The 24,462-nt window shown below is 35.1% G+C and carries 23 protein-coding genes and 1 CRISPR repeat array; of the genes, 17 read left to right on the top strand and 6 right to left on the bottom strand.

Annotation, left to right across the window (positions count from 1 at the left end):
- Positions 1 to 106: 106 nt before the first annotated feature.
- A CRISPR array of direct repeats spans positions 107 to 692; the repeat unit is 47 nt; unit sequence GTTGTGTATTATCACGAAGATAATAAAATTTGAAAGCAATTCACAAC.
- Positions 693 to 824: 132 nt separating this feature from the next.
- Together OXQ85_RS20040 and OXQ85_RS20035 are read left to right on the top strand one after the other, a co-directional pair.
- Positions 825 to 1,202 (top strand): DUF6155 family protein, encoded by a 378-nt coding sequence (locus OXQ85_RS20040; protein WP_267406827.1) that lies wholly within the window; start codon positions 825 to 827, stop codon positions 1,200 to 1,202.
- A gap of 331 nt (positions 1,203 to 1,533) precedes the next feature.
- Positions 1,534 to 2,214, top strand: a complete 681-nt coding sequence (locus tag OXQ85_RS20035) for a YceI family protein (RefSeq protein WP_267406825.1) — start codon at positions 1,534 to 1,536, stop codon at positions 2,212 to 2,214.
- Between the two features lie 337 nt (positions 2,215 to 2,551).
- Here OXQ85_RS20035 and OXQ85_RS20030 read toward each other — a convergent pair whose 3' ends face one another.
- Positions 2,552 to 2,908, bottom strand: coding sequence for a hypothetical protein (locus OXQ85_RS20030; RefSeq protein WP_267406823.1), 357 nt, complete (start codon positions 2,906 to 2,908; stop codon positions 2,552 to 2,554).
- A 57-nt stretch (positions 2,909 to 2,965) separates the two neighbouring features.
- Between OXQ85_RS20030 and OXQ85_RS20025 the strand changes: the two genes are divergently transcribed.
- The 6 genes from OXQ85_RS20025 to OXQ85_RS20000 all read left to right on the top strand — a co-directional run bounded on the left by OXQ85_RS20025 (position 2,966) and on the right by OXQ85_RS20000 (position 11,081).
- Positions 2,966 to 3,235 carry a DUF1294 domain-containing protein gene (locus tag OXQ85_RS20025; protein WP_267406822.1) on the top strand — a complete coding sequence of 90 codons (270 nt, stop codon included), beginning with the start codon at positions 2,966 to 2,968 and terminating at the stop codon, positions 3,233 to 3,235.
- A gap of 132 nt (positions 3,236 to 3,367) precedes the next feature.
- Positions 3,368 to 3,916 (top strand): type 1 glutamine amidotransferase domain-containing protein, encoded by a 549-nt coding sequence (locus OXQ85_RS20020; RefSeq protein WP_267406820.1) that lies wholly within the window; start codon positions 3,368 to 3,370, stop codon positions 3,914 to 3,916.
- 202 nt (positions 3,917 to 4,118) lie between these two features.
- Positions 4,119 to 5,927 carry a translational GTPase TypA gene (gene typA / locus OXQ85_RS20015; protein WP_267406816.1) on the top strand — a complete coding sequence of 603 codons (1,809 nt, stop codon included), beginning with the start codon at positions 4,119 to 4,121 and terminating at the stop codon, positions 5,925 to 5,927.
- Positions 5,928 to 6,536: 609 nt separating this feature from the next.
- The gene (locus OXQ85_RS20010; protein ID WP_267406814.1) at positions 6,537 to 7,868 is read left to right on the top strand and encodes a DcaP family trimeric outer membrane transporter; all 1,332 of its coding nucleotides are present in this window, start codon (positions 6,537 to 6,539) and stop codon (positions 7,866 to 7,868) included.
- Between the two features lie 32 nt (positions 7,869 to 7,900).
- Positions 7,901 to 9,289 (top strand): MFS transporter, encoded by a 1,389-nt coding sequence (locus tag OXQ85_RS20005; RefSeq protein WP_267406811.1) that lies wholly within the window; start codon positions 7,901 to 7,903, stop codon positions 9,287 to 9,289.
- A 181-nt stretch (positions 9,290 to 9,470) separates the two neighbouring features.
- Entirely contained in the window at positions 9,471 to 11,081 is a 1,611-nt protein-coding gene (locus OXQ85_RS20000; protein ID WP_267406809.1) for a family 10 glycosylhydrolase, read from the top strand.
- A 133-nt stretch (positions 11,082 to 11,214) separates the two neighbouring features.
- On the opposite strand, the gene OXQ85_RS19995 is transcribed toward OXQ85_RS20000, so the two are convergent.
- On the bottom strand, positions 11,215 to 11,385 hold the full coding sequence (locus tag OXQ85_RS19995; RefSeq protein ID WP_267406806.1) for a hypothetical protein: 171 nt from the start codon (positions 11,383 to 11,385) through the stop codon (positions 11,215 to 11,217).
- A gap of 527 nt (positions 11,386 to 11,912) precedes the next feature.
- Between OXQ85_RS19995 and OXQ85_RS19990 the strand changes: the two genes are divergently transcribed.
- The 3 genes from OXQ85_RS19990 to ychF all read left to right on the top strand — a co-directional run bounded on the left by OXQ85_RS19990 (position 11,913) and on the right by ychF (position 14,449).
- Positions 11,913 to 12,464, top strand: a complete 552-nt coding sequence (locus OXQ85_RS19990) for a ferritin (protein WP_267406805.1) — start codon at positions 11,913 to 11,915, stop codon at positions 12,462 to 12,464.
- A gap of 141 nt (positions 12,465 to 12,605) precedes the next feature.
- A complete protein-coding gene (locus OXQ85_RS19985; protein WP_267406803.1) occupies positions 12,606 to 13,142 on the top strand; it encodes a hypothetical protein in 537 nt (178 codons plus the stop codon).
- Positions 13,143 to 13,357: 215 nt separating this feature from the next.
- Positions 13,358 to 14,449 carry a redox-regulated ATPase YchF gene (ychF, locus tag OXQ85_RS19980; protein WP_267406801.1) on the top strand — a complete coding sequence of 364 codons (1,092 nt, stop codon included), beginning with the start codon at positions 13,358 to 13,360 and terminating at the stop codon, positions 14,447 to 14,449.
- Positions 14,450 to 14,563: 114 nt separating this feature from the next.
- On the opposite strand, the gene OXQ85_RS19975 is transcribed toward ychF, so the two are convergent.
- The 3 genes from OXQ85_RS19975 to OXQ85_RS19965 are packed head-to-tail and all read right to left on the bottom strand — an operon-like array spanning position 14,564 to position 15,152.
- Positions 14,564 to 14,731, bottom strand: coding sequence for a hypothetical protein (locus OXQ85_RS19975; RefSeq protein WP_267406800.1), 168 nt, complete (start codon positions 14,729 to 14,731; stop codon positions 14,564 to 14,566).
- Positions 14,732 to 14,757: 26 nt separating this feature from the next.
- Positions 14,758 to 14,919, bottom strand: a complete 162-nt coding sequence (locus tag OXQ85_RS19970) for a hypothetical protein (protein WP_267406798.1) — start codon at positions 14,917 to 14,919, stop codon at positions 14,758 to 14,760.
- Positions 14,920 to 14,957: 38 nt separating this feature from the next.
- Positions 14,958 to 15,152, bottom strand: coding sequence for a hypothetical protein (locus tag OXQ85_RS19965; protein ID WP_267406797.1), 195 nt, complete (start codon positions 15,150 to 15,152; stop codon positions 14,958 to 14,960).
- Positions 15,153 to 15,310: 158 nt separating this feature from the next.
- On the opposite strand from OXQ85_RS19965, the gene OXQ85_RS19960 reads away from it, so the two are divergent.
- Both OXQ85_RS19960 and OXQ85_RS19955 read left to right on the top strand, forming a co-directional pair.
- Complete coding sequence (locus OXQ85_RS19960) at positions 15,311 to 16,258, top strand: AraC family transcriptional regulator (protein WP_267406795.1); 948 nt, start codon at positions 15,311 to 15,313, stop codon at positions 16,256 to 16,258.
- An 87-nt stretch (positions 16,259 to 16,345) separates the two neighbouring features.
- A complete protein-coding gene (locus tag OXQ85_RS19955; RefSeq protein WP_267406794.1) occupies positions 16,346 to 17,110 on the top strand; it encodes an SDR family oxidoreductase in 765 nt (254 codons plus the stop codon).
- A 202-nt stretch (positions 17,111 to 17,312) separates the two neighbouring features.
- Here OXQ85_RS19955 and OXQ85_RS19950 read toward each other — a convergent pair whose 3' ends face one another.
- Positions 17,313 to 18,461, bottom strand: a complete 1,149-nt coding sequence (locus tag OXQ85_RS19950) for a methionine aminotransferase (RefSeq protein ID WP_267406791.1) — start codon at positions 18,459 to 18,461, stop codon at positions 17,313 to 17,315.
- A gap of 267 nt (positions 18,462 to 18,728) precedes the next feature.
- Here OXQ85_RS19950 and OXQ85_RS19945 point away from each other — a divergent pair, with 267 nt between their 5' ends.
- The 4 genes from OXQ85_RS19945 to OXQ85_RS19930 are packed head-to-tail and all read left to right on the top strand — an operon-like array spanning position 18,729 to position 24,410.
- Entirely contained in the window at positions 18,729 to 20,618 is a 1,890-nt protein-coding gene (locus tag OXQ85_RS19945; RefSeq protein WP_267406789.1) for a DNA topoisomerase IV subunit B, read from the top strand.
- A gap of 60 nt (positions 20,619 to 20,678) precedes the next feature.
- On the top strand, positions 20,679 to 21,155 hold the full coding sequence (locus OXQ85_RS19940; RefSeq protein ID WP_267406787.1) for a hypothetical protein: 477 nt from the start codon (positions 20,679 to 20,681) through the stop codon (positions 21,153 to 21,155).
- 10 nt (positions 21,156 to 21,165) lie between these two features.
- Positions 21,166 to 23,748: a DNA gyrase/topoisomerase IV subunit A gene (locus OXQ85_RS19935; RefSeq protein WP_267406785.1), complete on the top strand. Its 2,583-nt coding sequence runs from the start codon at positions 21,166 to 21,168 to the stop codon at positions 23,746 to 23,748.
- 8 nt (positions 23,749 to 23,756) lie between these two features.
- Positions 23,757 to 24,410: a rhomboid family intramembrane serine protease gene (locus OXQ85_RS19930; protein ID WP_267406784.1), complete on the top strand. Its 654-nt coding sequence runs from the start codon at positions 23,757 to 23,759 to the stop codon at positions 24,408 to 24,410.
- Positions 24,411 to 24,462 lie beyond the last annotated feature (52 nt).

The raw sequence follows: 24,462 nt of genomic DNA, 5'->3' as shown, positions 1-24,462 counted from the left end.
ATTTTGAACATACGCATTCATTCGGCGACGTTGTGTATTATCACGAAGATAATAAAATTTGAAAGCAATTCACAACTGCAACTGCGACAACGTCTTCGCCCAGCATGTTGTGTATTATCACGAAGATAATAAAATTTGAAAGCAATTCACAACAAACTCGTCCATTCTTTCCGAACCTATCGAGTTGTGTATTATCACGAAGATAATAAAATTTGAAAGCAATTCACAACTACCGCTCCCGCCGCCGCCTGAACATCAGCGTTGTGTATTATCACGAAGATAATAAAATTTAAAAGCAATTCACAACACGAAAACACAATGCGAAGAAAACAAAGTCGTTGTGTATTATCACGAAGATAATAAAATTTGAAAGCAATTCACAACGTGACTTTCGTTTGTTTCTGATAAAAATCAGTTGTGTATTATCACGAAGATAATAAAATTTGAAAGCAATTCACAACCGAATGAAAGTAAACTTAGATATGGGCAAAGTTGTGTATTATCACGAAGATAATAAAATTTGAAAGCAATTCACAACGTCAGACCAGATGTCGTAAAATCCGGCAATGTTGTGTATTATCACGAAGATAATAAAATTTGAAAGCAATTCACAACTAAATGCTGAACGTCTTCAAATTCCACAATGTTGTGTATTATCACGAAGATAATAAAATTTGAAAGCAATTCACAACAAGATCAGGAAGTTCTAAAAGATCATCAAAGTTGTGTATTATCACGAAGATAATAAATTTTAATAAAAAAATTGTAAGGTTCAAGTATATTATTTAAACTTCAAATATGTAATTTTATTCCAAATTTCGGGAATGTCTAAAATAGCATTAAAAAAAGAACTTTTAAAACTATCAAAAAATCAATTACTAGAACAAATTCTTGATTTATATGAAAAAAATAATTCAGTAAAAGAGTTTTATAATTTTTATCTAAATCCTAAAAATGAAGAAGCTTTAATTAAAAAATACAAAAAACTTATCCGTAAAGAATTTAACGTAGAGTATCCACAGAGAAGTACAGAAAAATTTTCTGTTGCAAAAAAGATTATTTCTGATTTTAAGAGTTTACAACCATTATCAGAGTCAATGGCTGATGTTATGCTTTATTTGCCAGAAAGTGCCTGTGAACTTACCACCTTATATGGAGATTATTCTGTACAGTTTTATAACTCTACTTATAATAACTATTAAGATCGCTCTGGATTTTTTAAAAAAGCATAATTTGTTAGTGCAATTTCAACAAAGGGCGCTCCAATGTGTAAAATGGTCATCTTGTTGTGGTTATGGTTTTGCTGATGATATGAAAGATCTTTATCATAAATATTATTTTTAATTTCAGAAAATAATCAGATTCACTATATTTGACTTTAATCCGTATAAAAAGTCTGCTTTTTTCATTTCTTGATGTATGGTAAGGTGATGAAAAAACTGTTTTTTATATTTTTGACCTGTCAAATTAAGGGTAAGGCTTAAGAATAATTTGATTTATATTTAAATAATAAATTTTTAACAATTGAATAATATGAAAAAACTGAGTGTAATTGCATTAGTAGCTGTAGGTTTATTGGCAGCATCTTGTAACAAGGAAAAAGCTGCAGACAGCGCTGCTACAAACTCTGAGCAAACTGTTGCTGAAGGAAAAGGTGAAGTTTTACCAGTAGATGTTGCTACTTCTGTGGTAAACTGGAAAGCATTCCACAAAGGAGGTTTTGCTCCACGTTGGGGAACAATCACTGTAAAATCTGGAGATTTGAATGTTGAGAACGGACAGGTTTCTGCGGGAAGCTTCGTAATCGATATGGCTTCTATTAAAGTAGATCCGGCTTCAGTAACTGAAAAAGATAAAAAACCGGCTGATCTTGAAACTCACCTTAAAAGTGCTGATTTCTTTGATGTAACTAAAAACCCAACTTCAGAATTCAAAATTACAAGTGTTGCAGATTTAGCTGAAGCACCGAAAGAAGGAGCTATTGAAGGAGCGAACAAAACAGTAAGCGGAAACCTTACTTTATCTGGAAAAACAGTTAATGTTACTTTCCCTGCGAAAGTGGAAGTTGCTGAAGGTTCAGCTTCTGTACAGGCTAAATTTACTGTAAACAGAGCAGATTGGGGAATTAAATTCGGTACGTCTGAAGCAGATCCTGCAGAATGGGGAATCAGCAAAGACATCGAAATCGCTGTTGACGTAAAGGCTAAAAAATAATTTTTAGGATTATAAATAATCTAAGAGCTGCTTTCTTTAGGAAGCAGTTTTTTTGTTTTTTTAATTGAAGTTTTGTTACGGCCTTCGCTTTTCTACGGCCGCAACAAAATGAAGTAAGTTTTTTTGTAAAAACGCAAGTTAAAAAATTACCTTTCCGTCACTTTGAATAACACGGCAAAGCGAAGTGTATTAGGAAGATTATAAAATTGGAATTGATTTACCTTTTATAGATTTTATCAGCTGACAATAAGTAAATCCTGAGATTATTCTCAGGATTTATAATTGTATAAAGATCAGCTAATTTCGAGATACTTGTAGTGAAGTTCAGTTTAAAAAATTAATTCAAAAATTCAGAATCCTTCACCCTCACACAATACTCACTTCCAAGATAGAGTGGATTACCATGCTTCTCCGACCAAAAACCATCCAATACATCTTTACTTAAACAACGGTATACGGCCACACCTTTATAGATGTTGTGATCTTCACCCTCATAATTAAAATTAATGACTAAAATCTGGTCTTTAAAAAATCCGGTACCATTTTGTAGATGGTCACCGATAATCCATTGTGCCACGATACGGTTGTTTTCATCGAGGGATAAAGTTAATATGCCATGATAAGAAGGCTGGTTAGATGCTTCCTGATTACTGCCTTCGATAGAATAACTTCCTACCAGATCCTGTACTGTCATTGATTTTATTTTTAATGAATTTGCAAAGTTATGGAATCTTGTTTTAGATTTGCCTTTATGATGTATATATTAATAGCGATCAATCTTTTGAGTTTTATTATTTTCGGTTTAGACAAAAGAAAAGCCATCAAACATCAAAGAAGAATTTCAGAATCTTCTTTGTTAACGGTGACGTTTTTTGGTGGAACAGTTGGAGCTATTATTGCCATGTTGATTTTCAGACATAAAATATCGAAGAAGTCTTTTTTGTTGAAGTTTGGAGTGGTTATTCTACTGCAGTTGATAATAATATATTTTTTAAAAGATAAATTGATGCTTATGCTATAAGTAATCTCTGCTCGATCATAAAGGTTTTAAATGACTGTTTTTCCAACATAAAAAAACTTTAGATACCACATCCACCCACCTCGGCATCATATTTTCTTTTCACAATACTTGTAAACACCAAAATATAAAATTATGTCAAAGAAAATCGCCATTCTGGCAACACACGGATTTGAGGAAAGTGAATTAGCATCACCAAAAGAGCATTTAGAGCAGCAGGGCTGGACGGCGCACATCATCAGTCCGGAATCGGGAACCATTAAAGCTTGGGCTGAAAAAGACTGGGGAAAAGAGTACAACGTAGATAAAACGTTGGATGAGGCAAATGCTTCAGAATATGATGCCTTAGTTTTACCTGGTGGCGTGATCAATCCCGATCAGTTGAGAACCAACGATAAAGCTTTAAGTTTTGTGAAAGACTTTTTCCAACAACATAAACCAGTAGCAGCCATTTGTCACGGACCACAAATTTTAATCAATGCTGAGGTAGTGGAAGGAAGAAATTTAACATCCGTAAATTCAATCAGTAAAGATTTGAAAAATGCAGGAGCCCATTGGGAAGATAGCGAGGTAGTGGTTGACAGTGGTTTGGTAACAAGCCGTACACCAAAAGATCTGCCGGCTTTCAATGCTAAAATGGTAGAGGAAATAAAGGAAGGAAAACATAAAGAACAGACTTTGTAGTTTTTGAATTTATAATATAAAAAAGGTTTAGGTGGTAAAACTTAAACCTTTTTTTTGTTTAATATGCCCTCGTAATCACGTTTCTGCTAATGATTTAGATGTTAAAACAAATAACTTCTTCATTATGAATTTGTTAATTATCAAAACTTATTGCTGAATATTTCATTTAAAATCACTATTTTTGCACCCGTAAAAATCCTATATGCAAAACATTAGAAATATTGCGATTATCGCACACGTTGACCACGGGAAGACGACTTTGGTTGACAAGATCATTCACGCTACCAATATTTTCAGAGAAAATCAGGAGAGTGGAGAATTAATTATGGATAACAATGATCTTGAAAGAGAAAGAGGGATCACCATCTTATCCAAGAATATTTCTGTTACTTATAAAGACACTAAAATTAACGTAATTGATACTCCTGGTCACGCCGATTTTGGTGGGGAAGTAGAGAGAGTATTGAAAATGGCTGACGGAGTTATTTTGTTGGTGGATGCGTTCGAAGGACCAATGCCACAAACAAGATTCGTACTTCAGAAAGCTTTAGAATTAGGTTTAAGACCATTGGTTGTAATCAACAAAGTAGATAAGCCAAACTGCCGTCCGGACGAAGTTCACGATCAGGTATTTGATTTATTCTTTAATCTTGAAGCTACTGAAGAGCAATTGGATTTCCCAACGTTCTACGGTTCTTCTAAGCAAGGTTGGTTCAACACATCTTTGGAGCAAACTGAAGATATTTTACCATTACTAGACGGGATTTTACAATATGTTCCTGCACCGAAAGTAACTGAAGGTAACCTTCAGATGCAGATTACTTCTCTAGATTTCTCTTCTTTCTTAGGAAGAATCGCGATCGGGAAAGTAACAAGAGGTGAGATCAAAGAATCTCAGTGGATTGGTCTTGCTCAGGCAGACGGTAAAGTGGTAAAAGGAAAAGTAAAAGAATTATACGTTTTCGAAGGATTAGGAAAGAAAAAAGTAACTGAAGTACAGGCAGGTGATATCTGTGCTGTTGTTGGTTTCGATGCTTTCCAGATCGGAGATTCTTTTGTAGATCTTGAAAACCCTGAACCATTGGAAAGAACAGCGATTGATGAGCCTACGTTAAACATGACATTCTCTATCAACAATTCACCTTTCTTCGGTAAAGATGGTAAATATGTAACTTCAAACCACCTTAAAGAAAGATTAACTAAAGAATTAGAGAAAAACTTGGCATTAAGAGTTCAGCAGACTGATGATGCAAACACTTTCTTGGTATTCGGTAGAGGTATTCTTCACTTGTCAGTTTTAATTGAAACAATGAGAAGAGAAGGATATGAAATGACGATTGGTCAGCCACAGGTTATCTTAAGAGAAGATGAAAATGGTGAGAAATTAGAGCCTTATGAATCTTTGGTAGTTGACGTTCCTGAAGAGTATGCTTCAAGAGTTATCGATTTGGCAACTCAGAGAAAAGGAGATCTTCACATTATGGAAACTAAAGGGGAGATGCAACACATGGAATTCGAAATTCCTTCAAGAGGTTTGATCGGATTGCGTTCTCAAATGTTAACCGCTACTGCAGGTGAAGCTATTATGGCACACCGTTTCACAGAATATAAGCCTTTCAAAGGTGCTATTCCTGGAAGAAACAATGGTGTATTGATCAGCAAAACTCAAGGTCCTGCAACTGAATATTCTATTGCTAAACTACAGGATAGAGGTAAGTTCTTCGTAGATCCGGGTGAGGAAATCTACGCAGGTATGGTGATCGGTGAGCAAAACAAGCCAGGTGACTTGGTAGTAAACATCGTTGAAGCAAAACAGTTGAACAACATGAGAGCTTCAGGTAAAGATAAAGATACAGGTGTAGCACCAAAAATCTTGTTCTCTCTTGAAGAATGTATGGAATATATCCAGGCTGATGAAGCGATCGAGGTTACTCCAAACTTCATCCGTATGAGAAAGAAAATCCTTTCTGAAGAAGAAAGAAAAAGAGTTGAAAGACAAGCAAAAGCTTAATTCATCTCTTATCAATATTCAAAAGCCTCGAATTTTCGGGGCTTTTTTGTGTTTTGACTACTGACTTAGGAACTAGAAGCGTTAAGAAAATTGAGATTTAATGCGTTAAAAAAATTCCCACTGTTTGAGCATGGCTCTTTTTTTGAATCGAAGCAACAATAATGAATCCATGCGAGTTTTGGGAATTTTAGGATTAAATTTCAGTTTTTAGCGACTAGTTCCAGTCTTGAATTTTTGATACTTTTGTTTCAAGACAAAAGTATAGTTATAAAAAAATAATCATCCTCATACCTTTTTGGGACTTCTAAAATCCCATTTCCCTTTAAAAAATCATCAATTAAGATGATTTTTATCATTAAATTTCAAAAATTTTGCTAAGTTAATATATATGGAGTTGAAAAATATCATATATGTTTGATTAATTCATAAAGTGTAACATTTCAGTAGGTTTTAATCTTTTTATTTGCTAATTCTAATTAAGAATTTAAATTATTATTATTTAATTAATAAAATAGTTTTTCTCTGATAAGACTAACTAACACTTGTTAGTGTTGTAAATAATTGTATGTTTGAAAGCGAAGCATTGAGAAAAACAAAAATTAAATACTAATGGATAAAAAGATAACGCAATTATTAGTGGCTGTGGGCTTGCTGTCGACTTTTCAGATTGCGGCTCAACAAAATACTAGTCAGAAACTTCCATCTGATTCGCTTTCGATCATTCAGACTAAAACTTCCGAACTTAAAAAAGAACCTGATGTTAAAGTCAGTTTTTATGGATTTATCAGGCATGATGCCTTTTACGATACCAGACAGAATATTGGCGCAGGAGAAAATATTGTTCCGTTGTATCCAAGAGACAGAGCATTAGACATCAATGGAGTTGATATTAATGACGCTCCGAAATTCCACATGCTTTCTGTAGTTTCCCGAGCCGGAATCAATGTAAAGGGGCCGGAAGTGTTGGGCGCAAAAACAAACGGGATTTTAGAAGCTGAATTTTTCGGTGCGACAGAAGGAGGAATCAATGAATTAAGGCTTCGTCATGCCTATGTTACTTTAGACTGGGAAAAAACACAGTTGGGAATCGGGCAGTACTGGCATCCGATGGTGATTTTGGATTGTCTTCCGAATGTGGTAAATTACAGTACTGGTTCGCCGATTTTTGCTTTAAATAGAAATCCACAGATCCGTTTAACCCAAAAGCTAAATGATAATTTTAAAGTGATTGCAGCGATCAATTCGCAACGTGATTTTACTCCAAATACAACGCCTTATCGAGATAGTGGGGTTCCTTCTTCCCATTTACAGTTTCAGTATAAATCTGCAAAATTCGTGGCAGGTATTGCTGGGCAATACGAAGTTTTAAGACCTAAGTTATCTTCAGGGAATCCTCCGATTGTCAATAAAGAAACGGTAAAAAGTTTTACGGCTTTGGCTTATGCAAGGGTTATTACTAAACCTTTAATGATCAGTGCTTCTGCAATGATGGCACAAAATGCAGCTTCTTTGGTGATGCTCGGTGGTTTTGTAGGTTATTCAGCCCCGGGAACGTATGATCTGTACCGAACAATGAATACTAGAAGTGCATGGATTGATTTTCAACAAACAACCGACAAGAAAGTCGCTTTCGGTTTATATGCCGGAATCGTAAAAAATATGGGAGCTGATGATCCAGTGGAAGGAAGAACAGCCACAACGTATGGAGTAACTTCATCATGGGGAGCAGTTTCCGCAACACCAGGTGAACGAAGTGTCGATCAGCTTTGGCGCGTAGTACCAAGAGTGGATTGGTCTTTAAGCAAAACAATTAAGCTAAGATTTGAGGTTGAAAATACCGTGGCAAAATGGGGCGATGCACAAAGCAACGGGCGGGGAGTCGGGAATGAATTTAATGCCAGAAACAACCGCTTCCACCTTGCGACCTTCTTTATGTTCTAAAATGATCTTTAAAATAAAAACGAAAAACTACTATGGATATTACTACACAAACTCCTCCTAAAAATAACATCCTGACGGTGATTATTGCGTCCTCCGCAGGCACGCTTATCGAATGGTATGATATGTTTTTGGCCATTATTCTGGCAGGTTCTCTCTCGGTGAATTTATTTCCGTCCGAAGGTTCTCACTTTTTAGAAACGCTTGCTGTTGTGGCTTCGTCATTCATGTTTCGTCCGATTGGCTCGCTTATTTTCGGAAACATCGGAGATAAGATCGGGAGAAAATATTCTTTTCTATTATCCTTGATTTTAATGGGAGCTTCTACGTTTTTAATTGGCTGTATTCCCAACTTTGGAAGTATTGGCTGGGCAGCGCCGATTTTACTGTTAGCCTGCAGATTAATGCAGGGATTGGCGATCAGCGGTGAGTATGCAGGAGCGGTGATTTATGTGGCAGAACATGCTCCGGCAAATAAAAGAGGCTTTTATACAGGATTTATTCAGGCAACGGTTCCCATCGGATTATTGGTTTGCTTAAGTGTGATTTTTACAACAAGAAGTTTAATGACAGAAGCAGATTTCAATAGTTTCGGATGGAGAATTCCGTTTTTGTTAAGTTCTGTTTTGGTATTATTGAGCTATTTCGCAAGAAAAAAACTTCATGAAAGTCCGGTTTTTGAAGAATTGAAGAAAGCCGGAAAAACGAGTAAATCTCCAGTAAAAGAAGCATTTACCACAAAAGGAAATGTAAAATTAATGCTTAAAGCTATTTTCGGAGGAAATGCTGCGCAGAGTTCTGTGATGCAGACCAGTTTATTCGTAACACTTTTCTTCATGCAGCGTACCGTGAAAATTGAAGATACTACGGTATTGTTGATTACGGGTGTTGTAACGTTATTTAGTGCTTATTTTTACCAGTATTTTGGGGCATTGAGTGATAAAGTTGGGCGAAAAAAAGTATTGATCAGCGGATTGGTTGCGAGTTTAATTTTAATTCCTGTTTCATTTTATCTTTTCATGAAAATCGGAAATCCGGATGGTCTTACTGAAGTTCATTCTATCAGTACAGCCGCAACGTTGAAAATTATGGGAATCAGCTTTTTGCTTTCTGTAGCAGGAGCTGCAACTTATGGTCCGTTAGGTGCTTTCATGCTGGAAATCTTCCCTACTAAAATTCGTTATACAAGTATGGGATTTGCGCAGAATATGGGAAATGGATTCATTGGCGGTGCCACAACTTTTGTAACTGAATTTATCAAAACATCGTTTGTAGTAAGTGCAGCTTTAACCCCTTTTATAGGTTTAGCTTATCCTATTTTACTCGTAGTTATTGCCATCATTGTAAACGTAACATTAGTTCCAGAAACATATAAAACCGATCTTTCGGAAGAAGGTGCGTTAAATTTGAATAGTAACGAATAAAAATGTTTTAAAGTAAATATTTTAAAAATTAGAATATTATTGATGAAAACGGATTATATTTAAAACTTTAAATGACCAATATTAACCGCAGTGCAAATATTTTTATTTGTGCTGTTTTTTTATTCTAAGTTTATAAATTTGCGTTTCTATAATAAATGGTTATCTTTCATTTTTGCTATCTATGAAAATCAATACAATAAAATTACTGTTCCTGCTTAGTTCCTTTGCGGCGGTCGGAAACTCGTGTTCCGTTCAGAATAATGCTGTAAAAGGATCAACTCCTACTAAAAATCAACCTAAATCTAATAATAATTCAGCGCCAAAACCTCCTCTTGCGACTACAAAACCTAATATTCCGCCACAGGCAGAGGAAATTTTCCGAACCAATCTTCCTGAGATTAAAAGAGAATTTCGTGGCGCGTGGATTGCCAGTGTTGCGAATATCAATTGGCCTTCAAGAAATAATTTAACGGTTGATCAGCAAAAAGCTGAAGCTATTTCTATGTTGGATATGTTGAAAGATAATAATTTCAATGCGGTAATTTTTCAGGTAAGACCTTCGGCAGATGCTTTGTATACAAGTAATATTGAGCCTTGGTCATACTTTTTGACGGGTGAAACAGGAAGAGCGCCTTATCCCAATTATGATCCTTTGCAGTTTTGGATCGAAGAGGCTCACAAAAGAGGGTTGGAGCTTCATGTTTGGCTAAATCCTTACCGTGCACACCATACCAATGGCGGTTCTCCAAATAGTTTGTCGATGGCGAATAAGCTTTCGGATATTGTGGTAAGATTAAAGAACGGAATGTATTGGTTTGATCCTGCCAATCCTAAAACACAAGGTCACGTTTCGAATGTCGTAAAAGATATTGTGAAAAGATATGATATTGATGCCGTGCATTTTGATGATTATTTTTATCCTTATGCAACTTATAACAAAGGAGCCGATTTCCCGGATAGTGCAAGTTGGAATGAGTATCTACGAAATGGCGGAACGTTAACAAGAGCCGACTGGAGAAGAGAGAACGTAAATAAATTTGTTGAAAGAATTTATAAAGAAATCCACGCAGAGAAAAGCTATGTGAGATTCGGGATCAGTCCGTTTGGAATCTGGAAACCGGGTTATCCTGCTGGTGTTGTGGGGTCTTCTCAATATGACGAATTGTATGCAGATGCCAAATTATGGCTGAATAAAGGTTGGGTAGATTATTTCTCACCTCAATTATACTGGCCGATAGAGTCTAAAGGGCAGCCTTTTGAAGGATTATTGAACTGGTGGAAATCTGAAAATACAATGAACCGTCACCTTTGGCCAGGCTTAAATACGGTTGAGATTAAAACGTCTGACCGTCCAACAGAAATTAAAAATCAGATTGAAATTTCAAGACAGGTACTAGGAAAAGATGCCGGTGAAGTACATTGGAGTATTGCTGGTTTAACGAAAAATGCAAATATGCTTCCTACCTTGAAAAACGGTCCTTACAAAGAAAAAGCGTTGGTTCCGAAAACTTCTTGGCTGAAGACAACACCGTTGCAGACTCCGACAGTTTTTACCAATGACTCCGGAAATTTTGTACAGGTAAGCTGGAGCAATAAAAATATAAAAGATGTTTTCCAATGGGTGCTTTTCACACAATATAACGGGGTTTGGGAAACTGAAATTCTGACTTTGGATACACTTTCAAAAGAAGTTCCGAAGTTTAAAGATAGCAAAAAACTGAATGGTGTAGCCATCAAAGCGATCGATAGATTAGGAAACGAAAGTGACTATCTTGCGAAGAAAATTAAATAGACTTTAGAATTTTATTCAATATAAAACCGGTTCATAAGAGCCGGTTTGTTTTTTTAATGAATTGATTATCGTAGTAATGTGAAAATTTCAACTTCACTACTTGACTCTTTTTACTTTTAACTTTTTACTTCCTTTAATTAGCGTTTGCACAATCCAAATCCGGACAAAGGAAAGATTGAACATCTGTAAGATTCAGCAGCCCGGAATCTGCCAAAGAGCAAAGAAGTTTGCAGACAGGATCTAACAATCCGTTTCCTGAAACTGTTTTCATTTCGTTTCTTTTGAGTTTTTTTACATTTTTCATGATTATTATTTTTGAGTTGATTAATACTATTTAAAAATAACAATAATTAATTTAAAGTAAACCAGTTAATTATGAATTTAAAACCGCTCGAAAAAATTCCCCTCCTCTGAAGGGGTGGTTCATGAAGATAAGTGATAAATAATCAATGATAATTAGTCAAATGTACTTCATAATTAAACTTTTTAATTTCAAACTCTGTAAATATTTCCCAATACTTAGGCGACAACAACAATAGCCCCGATTGCAGCGGCATCCTTTTTTGTTGCGGCTGGAGCAAAGCGGAAGCCGTAATGAAAAAGATATAGTGGAAAGCGGGATTAAGCTCATAAAAAAGTTTAAACAAGTTCAATGAAAAAAAAAAAAGCATTTAGAATAGCAAAAGAAGTTTAGAATAACTATAAATTATTAATTTAAAATAATGTAATTCAATAAATTATAAATTGATATTCTCTATTTTTGTTTAAATTAAAAACTTCTCGGAATCATTTTTGTATCGTATTCATTAATCACAACAAAAAATATACATTATGAATACTAAAAGACTTTCCGAGACTATCGAAAAAGCATTGAGCGACCAAATGAACAAAGAAATTCATGCTTCACACGTTTTTTTATCGTATGGAATTTGGGCAGATGATAAAGGTTATCAAGGAATTGCCAATTTTTTATACAGACATGCTCAGGAGGAAAGAAATCATTCAATTAAGTTTATGGAATATGTACTAAACCGCGGTGGAAAGCCAAAAGTTGACACAATTCCTGCGCCGCCGGCAGATCCACAGAATTTAACGGAGTGTTTCGATGGCGTATTCAAACATGAAGTAGATAATACGACTGCAATTTATAAAATTGTAGATCTTTCATTAGAAGAAAAAGACTGGGCAACTTGGAACTTCATGCAGTGGTTTGTTCAGGAGCAGATTGAGGAAGAAACATTGGCTCAAAACCTGATCGATAAATTAAAAATCGCCGGTGGAGACAGAGCTACAGACGAATCTCTATTTACTTTAGATAAAACTTTACAAAGCGCACCGAATGGTGTTCCGTTGGCTCAGGAAGCTACAGGAGATAATCCATAAAAACCGTTTGGTGAAATTTAAATTATTGAAAAATCTGTCAAAATTATTGGCAGATTTTTTTGTTGAGATCTTTACACATTTGTTACTGTTTCCCGTAAAGATTGCCATACAAGTAATAATTATATTTGCAGAAAAATAATCATGAGAAAAATATTTGTGCTAATTGCAATTCTATTAATTAATTTCACTTTTTCGCAACAATTTATTTTAACTGAAGCAAATTATAAATTAAAAGACGAAAATTCTAAAAATTACGTCGTTATTGATTTATCCGGACATAAAAAAGAAGATCTTTTCAAAACTGTAAAGGAAAATCTTTTTAAAATATATAAAGATGCGAATGATGAACAATATAGTGAGCTTCCTAACGAACAAATCACATTTAATGTTATGAGTCAAACCTCAAGAACTATTTTCATCAATAGGAAAGGGGCTAATGTTTGGAAGGTTGTTAATAAATATGAAATCAATTTTAAGGATGATAAAATTATGATAAAGCCCAGTTTTGTAAATTTAACCAATACAAATAATGGAAATGTTGTCACAATTGGAAATTTTTTTGATAGTAGAGGAGTTGTTCGATTTCAAAATGCAATACTTTTTGCTGAAGCATTCACTAATACATTTATAAAAGATTTTAAAGTAGATTTAATTGAAAATAAAAGTAATGACTGGTAATAATATTGTTACAGCTTTTATATTATTGAAAATCTGTCAAAATTATTGACAGATTTTTTTATTATGAAACTCTCTTTAAAATCACTATCTTTGCACGCTGAAAGTTTAAAGTTCAATTAATCATTAAACTTTAAACGCTAAACCTTAAACTTAGAATTTTACAATATGAAACCGAAAGGTTACATAACACTATAAATAAAAAATAAAATTTCGTTATGAAATGTGGAATCGTAGGCTTACCAAATGTAGGTAAATCAACTCTTTTTAACTGTCTGAGCAACGCAAAAGCACAGTCAGCAAACTATCCTTTCTGTACAATCGAACCGAATTTGGGAACAGTTTCTGTACCAGATCACAGATTGTTTGAATTGGAAAAATTAGTAAAACCAGAGAGAGTGTTACCAGCGGTTGTAGAGATCGTTGATATTGCGGGTCTTGTAAAAGGAGCGAGCAAAGGAGAAGGTTTAGGAAATCAATTTCTTGCTAACATCCGTGAGTGTGAGGCGATTATCCATGTTTTGAGATGTTTTGATAATGGAAATATCGTTCACGTAGAAGGTTCAGTAGATCCTTTAAGAGATAAAGAAATTATTGATATTGAACTTCAGTTGAAAGATTTGGAAACTGTTGGAAAAGCAGTTGAAAAAGCGAAAAAGTTCATCAAATCTGGTAAGAAAGAAGATATTTTGACGTATGAAACGCTTCAGAATCTTCAGAAATTCTTAGAAGACGGTAAAAATGCAAGAGAATTTGCAATGGATGATTTCACAAAATCAATCATTGGAGAAGTTCAATTGTTGACCAATAAACCAGTTCTTTACGTTTGTAATGTGGATGAAAATTCAATTAAAAACGGAAACGAATGGATCGGAAAGATCGAGGAAATGGCGAAAGGTGAAGGTGCTGAAGTTGTAGTTTTGGCCGCTCAGATTGAAGCTGACATCAACGAACTGGAAACGTTCGAAGAAAGAGAAATTTTCCTTGAAGAGCTTGGTCTTACTGAGCCGGGTGTAAACCGTTTGATCAGAAAAGCTTACGATTTATTGAAGCTTCAGACGTATTTTACGGCTGGTGTTAAAGAAGTGAGAGCTTGGACTATCGGACAAGGTTGGACGGCGCCTCAGGCTGCTGGAGTAATCCACACCGATTTCGAAAAAGGCTTCATCCGTGCAGAAGTGATCAAATTTGATGATTATATGACGTATGGTTCTGAAGTTAAGATCAAAGAAGCCGGAAAACTTTCTGTGGAAGGTAAAGAATATATCGTGAAAGATGGCGACATCATGCACTTTAGATTCAACGTATAAAAGAATATTAAAGTTAGTTATAAATGAAAAACGCTTCCGATGTATTTTGGTAGCGTTTTTTGCATAAAAAATACCATTCAGGTTAATGAATGGTATTCTTTTTTGAAAATATTATTAATCGATAGGGTTTATTTCTGGTCTGCATTCTAGTTGTGCGCAACCGATCGAGATCAATTTACATGCGCCGGTTTGAGGATCAATACAGTCTCTCAAACCTCCCGTAATAACTCTTAACTCTCTTTTGTTAAGCTTTTTGCCTTGTGGTAAGTTTTGATTTTTCATAGTGGAAATTTTATGATTTAGTTAAATTATGGTAAAATAGGGTATCTGCATTCAAATTCGCCACAACGAACGCCGTAAGCGATGCATTGTCCGGTTTCTCTGTCTAAGCACATCTGAAGTCCGCCTGTGATTACTCTCAGTTCCTTTTTGTTTAATTTTTTACCGTTTTGTAAATTTTGATTTTTCATAGCTGTTGAATTTTAATGATTTAGCTTAAGTTTAGTGATTAAAGAGGTCTGCAAATTTTCTGTGCGCAGCCAATTGAAATTTGTGAACAAGATCTCGGGTCGTCTGGCCCGTAAATTTCACATGGAGGATCTGTGCAGACAATGGGCTGCATACAGTCGAGTAATCCGCCTGCAATCATTTTTAACTGCTTTTTGTTGAGTTTCTTCCCTTTTGTTAAAAGTAAATCTTTCATAGTATTTGATTTTTAGTAATTTAGCTTAAAACTAAGGTAAGGAAAATATCAATAGTAAATCACTATTTGTAGAAAAACTTTCAATGGTCAGAATAAATGATTGATTCCGGATTCTATTTTTAGAAGTTTGTATATTTGAATTTTACAAATGTTCAGTTATGGAAAAAATGGCTCACACTTCGCATACTTCACTCGAAGATTTTTATCAGGAGATGACGAAAAAGCTGGGAAAGGATGTCGAAAGTATTTTCCCGAAAGGTCTTCACAAAGACATTGGTCATTTTAATGTTTTTGATATTGCCCAAACCATTGAAAAAATCCGGATGACTTCCGAAATGCCTTATAATAGAAGAAAATATTATAAAATAAGTTTAATAAGAGGGAAGAACAGAGCAGAGTATGCAGATAAAATTATTCAGATTCAGAATAATGCTTTGCTTTTTGCCACTCCCAAAGTTCCTTACCATTGGGTTCCTGAAGATCCACAGCAGTCGGGAAATTTCTGTGTGTTTACAGAAGATTTTTTTATCAGAGATCGCGTTCACAATGGTCTTCAGGATTTGCCTATTTTTCAGCCGGGAAATGTTCCGATCTTTGAAATTGATGATGAACTTGCCGATGAAATTCAGTTATTATTCAATAAAATTAAAAAAGAAATAAATTCTGATTATATTTTTAAATATGATTTAATCAGAAATTATGTGGTTGAATTGATCCATTACGGACAAAAACTTCAGCCTGCTTCTAAGCTGTCAACATCCAATGATGCTTCTTTGCGGGTGGTTTCGTTGTTTATAGAATTGTTGGAAAGGCAATTTCCTATTGAAACTTCAGAGCAAAGAATTCAGTTGAAATCTGCCAAAGACTATGCAGATCGATTGGCAGTTCATGTGAATTATTTAAACAAAAAAATAAAAGAAAGTACAGGCAAAACCACCACCGAAATTATTGCCGAAAGAGTGATTCAGGAAGCTAAAATTCTATTGAAGCAAACAAAATGGAACGTTTCCGAAATTGCTTATGCGCTAGGTTTCGAAGAGATTGCTCACTTTTCTAATTTCTTTAAGAAGAAAACATCACTGGCTCCTCTAGAATTTCGCACCTGATTTGAATTTTGCAAATTTCAGATTGATTCGAGCAAACACTTGCTTTCAAAAATAGACCAACTTTGTATCATTAAATAACATAATAATATGAGCGCAAGAACAAAAATTGCATTAATAACTGGCGGAAGCCGTGGTTTAGGCAAAAATTCAGCTATAAAAACTGCCCAAAAAGGACTTGATATCATTATTACCTACCGAAGCAATAAAGAAGAAGCGGATGCTACCGTGAAAGAAATTCAGGCTTTAGGACAAAAAGCTATTGCTTATCAATTAGATACAAGAGATACGAAGAGTTTTGATGCTTTTGTGAAAATCGTGGGAGATCATCTGGAAGAAAATACGGGAAGCAGAAATATCGATTATCTTGTAAATAATGCAGGAACTGCTTTGTACGCGCCTATTCAGGACGTTACAGAAGAGCAGTTGGATGATATGGTAGATATTCATTTTAAAGGCGTGTTTTTCTTAACGCAGAAATTTTTACCATTTATCAATAACGAAGGCGGAATCATAAACGTTTCTTCAGGGTTAGCAAGATTTGCTTTGCCGGGATCGTCTGTGTATGGTTCTATGAAAGCAGCAGTCGATATGCTGACTAAATATCAGGCTAAAGAATTAGGCGCAAGAAGAATCAAGTCTAATGTGGTGGCGCCTGGAGCTATTGAGACTGATTTCGGCGGCGGAAGAACGCGTGATGATGAACATGTAAATGCTTTGGTGGCGGGAAATACAGCTTTAGGAAGAGCAGGTGTTCCAGATGATATTGGCGGGGTAGTAGCTTTCCTTTGTACCGAAGATGCACGTTGGATCAATGGACAAAGAATCGAAGCTTCCGGAGGAATGTTTTTATAACAAATTGCGTGGTTTTGAGAGCCTCAATCAGTTGTTGAGGATAAGAATCAATAATACAAAATTAAAACTGGCGACTTCGAGAATCACTCGGTTGCCAGTTTTTTTATTTTTCTCTCACAGATTTTGCAGATTGCGCAGATTTTTTTTAATAAAAATTATACTCAATCATCTGCATCATCAGCAAAATCTGCGAGAGATTTATTTACAACTTTGCCAAATTCTCAATCGCCCTTTTCAAAGTTTCCTGTTTTTTCGCAAAACATAAACGAATCACATTTTCATTCAGTTTATTTTTATAAAAAGATGAAAAAGGTACGCTGGCAACTTTGTGGTTGATTGTCAGTTCGCTGGCAAAATCAAAATCATTTTTATCTGAAATTTTATCATATTTCAAAGCCTGAAAATAAGTTCCTTCACAATCCAATAATTCAAACGAAGTATGAGCTAAACCTTTTCTTAAAAAATCTCTTTTTTCCTGAAAAAATTGGTTTAACTGATTGTAATGTTCGTCATTTTTCATGTATTCAGCCAAAGCTAATTGAATTGGAGTATTCACTGAAAAAACATTAAACTGATGGATTTTTCTGAACTCATCAGTTAAAATTTTTGGCGCAGCGCAATATCCAACTTTCCAGCCCGTGACATGGAAAAGTTTTCCAAAAGAGGCGACTAAGAGACTTCTTTCCTTTAATTCAGGATATTTACAGATGCTTAAATGCTGTTTCCCATCAAAAACAATATTTTCATACACTTCATCACTTAAAATAAGAATTGAAGTTCCTTTTACAATATTGATAAGTTCTTGAATATCATTTTCTTTTAAAATTTTTCCTGAAGGGTTGTTTGGATTATTCAAAATAATCATTTTTGTTTTGTCAGTCACTAGGCTTTTAACTACATTCCAATCTATTTCATAATCAGGAGCTTTCATTTCAAAACGTTTTACGATTCCTCCGAAAAGTTCCACGGTTGGTTCGTAGCAATCATAAGCGGGTTCAAAAATAATCACTTCATCATCTTTTTTCACAAAAGTGGCAATGGCAGTGAAGATTGCCTGAGTTCCGCCTGCGGTAACTGTAATTTCGGAATCTGGATGATAAATTGTTTGATGCGAATTTTCAATTTTTCGGGCAATTTCTTCCTTCAAACCAATCATTCCGCCCATCGGAGCGTATTGATTGAATCCTTTTTTGATGAAATGATCTACTTGGTCCAGTAGTTCTGAATCCGGCATGAAATCGGGGAATCCCTGCGATAGATTGATGGCTTCATTTTCATTGGCAAGCTGCGTCATCTGACTGAAAATCGTGGTTCCTACCTTGGAAAGTTTAGACAAAGGAAGTTGTATCATGTAACTGAGTTTTTAAAACTTCATCGAATTTAATTTATTTTTTATGAATTAAATCTAAAAATATTGATTTTCTTACCTTAAATTTTAAATAAATTCTTCTGTTCAGGATGGTTTTAAAGAAAAAACAAAATTAACATTTGAGAATATATGATCTGGTGGTGAATTAATAATCAGAAAAATAAAATGAAATTTTGCATAAATCTGACTTGAAAATTACCTGATAATTTTGACAATTTTCGTATTTTTGTATGTTTGCTGAAAATACATATGTCACAAGAAATAAATCCAACTTATTCAGAAGATAATATCAGAACCCTCGATTGGCAGGAGCACATTCGTCTACGTCCCGGTATGTACATCGGGAAGCTCGGTGATGGCTCATCTGCAGACGACGGGATCTATATTTTGCTAAAGGAAATTCTGGACAACTCGATCGATGAGTTCAGAATGAGATCGGGGAAAAGAATTGAAATAAAATTGGACGATGGTAAGGTTACCATTCGTGACTTTGGTCGTGGAATTCCTTTAGGGAAGGTGGTTGACGCTGTTTCTAAAATGAATACCGGAGGTAAATACGACAGTAAAGCCTTCAAAAAATCGGTAGGTTTGAATGGGGTCGGTACGAAGGCGGTAAATGCCCTTTCTGATTATTTCCGTGTGCGTTCTTTCCGTGATGGAAGGTTAAAAGTTGCTGAGTTTTCGCGTGGTCTTATCACTGAAAATTTTGAGGAAAAAGAAACTTCAGACCGCAATGGAACGGAGATTTCTTTTATTCCGGATGGAGAAATTTTCCTTCATTTTAAATTCAGAAAAGAATATATCGAAAGAATGCTTCGTAATTATTCTTATCTGAATCCGGGCTTGAAAATTCTTTTCAACGGTGAAACTTTTTACTCCGAAAACGGTCTTAAAGATTTGTTGGAAGAAGAGTTGGAAAGCGAAACGCTTTATCCTATCATTCACCTGAAAGACAGTGATATAGAAGTAGCGATTACGCACACCGATAAATCTCAAACAGAAACGTATTTTTCTTTTGTAAACGGACAAAATACAACGCAGGGAGGTACACATTTGAATGCTTTTCGTGAAGCCTATGTAAAAACAATCCGTGAATTTTTCAATAAAAGTTTTGACGCTTCCGATGTTAGAAAATCGATTGTAGCAGCGGTTTCCATTAATGTTGAAGAACCTGTTTTCGAATCTCAGACGAAGACAAAATTAGGTTCCAATGATGTAGGACCCAACGGACCAACGGTAAGAACTTTTATTATTGATTTTCTTAAAAGTAAATTAGACAATTTTTTACATAAAAACCCTGAAATTGCAGAAGCGATTCAGCGTAAAATTTTAATCTCAGAAAGAGAAAGAAAAGAGCTTTCAGGAATTCAGAAACTGGCGAGAGAAAGAGCGAAAAAAGTGTCTCTTCACAACAAAAAACTTCGTGATTGCAGACAACATTACAACGACCAGAAAAATGAGAGAAAAGGGGAAACCCAGATCTTCATTACCGAGGGAGATTCTGCATCCGGATCCATCACAAAATCAAGAGATGTTGAAACCCAGGCGGTATTTTCATTGAAGGGTAAGCCATTGAACTGTTATGGTTTAACAAAAAAAGTAGTGTATGAAAATGAAGAATTCAACTTGCTTCAGGCTGCTTTAAATATTGAAGAAAGCTTAGAAGATTTAAGATATAATCAGGTAATTATCGCAACCGATGCCGATGTCGATGGAATGCACATTCGTTTGTTGATGATTACATTTTTCCTTCAGTTTTTCCCGGATTTAATTAAAAATGGTCACCTTTATATTCTGCAAACCCCTTTATTCAGGGTGAGAAACAAAAAGGAAACGAGATATTGTTATTCTGAACTGGAGCGAATTAAGGCTTTGAACGAGTTGGGAAAGAATCCGGAAATTACACGATTCAAAGGTTTGGGTGAGATTTCTCCTGATGAATTTAAACATTTTATTGGAAAAGATATTCGTCTGGAGCCTGTGGTAGTAGGAAAAGATCAAACTATCGATCAGCTTCTTGAGTTCTACATGGGTAAAAATACACCCGACAGACAAACTTTCATCCTCGAAAATCTGGTGGTGGAAGATCCTGATATTAACAGTAAAGAAATGCTTACAGAAGCAGTAGAAGAAATTTAATAATAATAAAAAACACAAATAAATCTGTATGAAACAAATTTTAAATCTAAACTAATAATTATGAGACTGAGTAATCGCAACAAAGCTCCGGTTTATAACTTTATCAATACTGTACTCCTGATGATTTTGGTAGTCGGCATTGCGGGGTTTTTGCTGGAAGAATTCAGATTTAATGTCTTAGGGGTTGAAAGCTATTTGCTGCTCGTTATTCCTGTCGCTCTTATTGTTTTCTTTTATCTGAACGGAAGACAGGTGTTTGAATACGATAGCGATGGCGAGGCTCTGAACTTTAAAAACAGAAACGTAATTCCTTTTTTAGACAGACCTTTACATGATGAGTTCCCGAAATATAAGTTGATAAGCTATGATATCATCAATATATTTTTTGTAAAAAGGTTATATATTACAATTTCTAGTAAGAACAGCGGTTCTACGATATTAAAATATCAAATTTCGTACTTAACGAAGAAAGAAGTGAACGATCTGAAATTCTCATTAAGTAAGGTTATAAAAGCAAATAACGAGAAAAAGGGTTAAAAAATAGATGATGACAGAAGAATACTCGCATGAAGGTGAGAGTTTGAAAAAGGTGTCCGGTTTATATAAAGACTGGTTTCTGGATTATGCCTCTTATGTAATTTTAGACAGGGCGATACCGTCGGTATTTGATGGTTTCAAGCCTGTCCAGCGTAGAATCATGCATTCCATGCGGGAGCTGGAAGATGGACGTTATAACAAAGTTGCCAATATCGTAGGAAATACCATGAAATATCACCCTCATGGTGATGCTTCCATTACGGATGCCATGGTGGGAATCGGGCAGAAAGAACTGTTGATAGATACTCAGGGAAACTGGGGAAATATTTATACGGGTGATTCTGCGGCGGCCGCGAGATATATTGAAGCCAGATTGACGCCTTTTGCGCTGGAAGTGGTCTTCAACCCAAAAACTACGGAGTGGTCTAAATCTTATGACGGCAGAAATAACGAACCGATCGATCTTCCGGTAAAATTCCCGTTGCTTTTGGCCCAGGGAGTTGAAGGAATCGGGGTTGGACTTTCCACCAAAATTCTTCCGCATAATTTTAATGAATTAATTAATGCTTCTGTTGCTCATTTAAAGGGCAAAAAGTTTGATTTATATCCGGATTTCCTTACTGCAGGTTTTCTTGATGTTTCCGAATATAATGATGGTCACAGAGGTGGAAAAGTAAGAGCAAGAGCGAGAATCACGCAGGTTGATAAGCATACCCTGATGATCACAGAACTTCCTTTTTCTAAAAATACAGGAGATCTTATTGATTCTGTGTTGAAAGCCAATGAAAAAGGGAAAATCAAGATCAAAAAAATTGAAGATAATACTTCAGATAAAGTTGAGATTTTAATTCACCTTCCTAATGATGCTTCGCCGGATAAAACGATTGATGCATTGTATGCGTTCACCGACTGTCAGGTTACGATTTCTCCGAATGCGTGCGTAATTGTGGGCGACAAACCAATGTTTCTGAATGTTTCTGAAATTCTGAGAAGAAATACAGATCATACCATTTCTTTGCTTAAAAAAGAGCTTGAAATTGAACTTCATGAGTTACAGGAAAGCTGGCATTTTTCTTCATTGGAAAGAATTTTTATTGAAAACAGAATTTACCACGATATTGAAGAGGTAAAAAGTTGGGAAGAAGTTCTTAAAACGATTGATGCAGGATTAAAGCCTCATACAAAACATCTTTTAAGAGCGGTTACGGAAGAGGATATTTTAAAATTAACGGAAATTAGAATTAAAAGAATTTCGAGATTCGATTTAGATAAATTTAAAGAAAATATTGCTGCGCTTGAAGGTAAAATCGAGCAGGTAAAACATCATTTGGCGAATCTTATTCAGTATGCGATTGATTATTATTTAAATATTCAAAAAAAATACGGAAAAGACAGACAAAGAAAAACCGAACTTAGAATTTTTGATACGATCGATGCGACAAAAGTTGCGGTGGCGAATGAGAAATTCTACGCCAATTTTGAAGAAGGCTTCATTGGAACTTCTTTGAAAAAAGATCAGTATTTATTCGATTGTTCGGATATCGACGATATCATTACTTTCAGAAAAGACGGAAGTATGAAGGTCGTAAAAGTGGAAGCAAAAACGTTTATCGGAAAAGATATTCTTCACGTTGCCATCTGGAAGAAAAATGATAAGCGAACGGTCTATAATATGATTTATCGTGAAGGAAGAGAAGGACCTTATTATATGAAACGTTTTTCCGTGACGGGGGTTACGAGAAATACAGATTATCCTTTGGCTTCCGATAAAAAAGGCTCAGAAACGCTTTATTTTTCAGCCAATCCGAATGGTGAGGCAGAAACGGTGAGTGTTTTGCTAAAACCTAATCCGCGCATCAGAAAAAATAAAATGGACATTGATTTCTCTGAATTAGCGATTAAAGGCCGTGATTCTAAAGGAAATCTGGTGACAAAATATGCGGTGAAAAAAGTAGATATGAAAGAAGAAGGTGTTTCTACTTTGGCGCCGAGAAGAATCTGGTTTGATGATACCGTAAGAAGACTGAATGCCGATGCAAGAGGAACTTTGCTAGGCAGTTTCAAAGGGGATGATAAAATTTTAACCATCAATACGAACGGTGAGGCAAAACTCGTTTCTTTTGATCTTGGAAACCGTTTTGACGATGAATATTTAGTGCTTGAAAAATGGCGCCCAGATCAGCCGGTGACCTGTATTTATTATGATGGTGAAAAAGATATTTACTTCATTAAGAGGTTCTTATTCGAAAATACGCCAAACGTTCAGACCTTTATGCCTTCCGAACATTCCAAATCATTTATTGAAAATGTAATTGTAGCGAATGGTGCTTCTGCGGAAATTATTTTCGCTAAAGATAAAGGAAAAGATCGCGATTCTGAAACGGTACATATTGATGAATTTATTACCGTAAAAGGAATTAAAGCCATTGGTAATCAGTTTACTAAATTTAAAGTGAAAGCTATTAATATTACAATTCCTGAACCTGAAGAAGAAGAACCAGAAGTATATGAAGAGCCGGAACGTTTTGAAGGTGAGGAAGATGGAGGGACGATAGGAGATTTGTTTAACAATGAAGAAAGTACTGAAAATTAAATAATATTATGAATGTTTTAATATTAATTATAGCGATTACTGCTGTTATAAGTTTTATAGCTCCCAATGGCAGTAGCAATTTTGAAAAATATAAGTTCAACGTTGGAGCAATCATGAACAGAAAGGAATACATTCGTTTGCTTTCTGCAGGATTTCTTCATGCGGATATTATGCATTTGGTATTTAATATGCTTACTCTTTATTTCTTTGGACCGGTTGTTATTCAGGGATTTGGGAATTTAGGATTTTTGATTGTTTATTTTGGATCTATTTTATTAGGAAATATATTTTCATTATTTCTTTATCAAAGACAGTCTTGGTACTCTGCAATTGGCGCAAGTGGAGGAGTTTCAGGGATTTTATTTGCTTCAATTGCAATGATACCTCATTTGGAAATTTATATGTTTTTTATTCCTATTGGTATACCTGGATTTGTATTTGGTCTGTTGTACTTTAGCTACTCGGTTTATATGATGCTAAACCCTAATCAACATGACAACATTGGGCATGCAGCTCATTTGGGAGGTGCATTTTTCGGTTTAGTTTATGCGGTTGCTAATCAACCTGCAGCAGCAATAGAAAATTCAATTTATATAGGAATTATGGCGTTACCTTTAATTTATTTAGGCTACCAGATTTTCGTTAAGAAAAAGATTAGATAATAAAAAATTCTTTAAAAATATACAAACCAATGATTAAAGCATTGGTTTTTTT

The sequence above is a fragment of the Chryseobacterium sp. GM_Chr_2 genome, assembly GCF_026540445.1.
Classification (GTDB): domain Bacteria; phylum Bacteroidota; class Bacteroidia; order Flavobacteriales; family Weeksellaceae; genus Chryseobacterium.
This window is presented reverse-complemented; position numbering and strand designations above follow the sequence as displayed.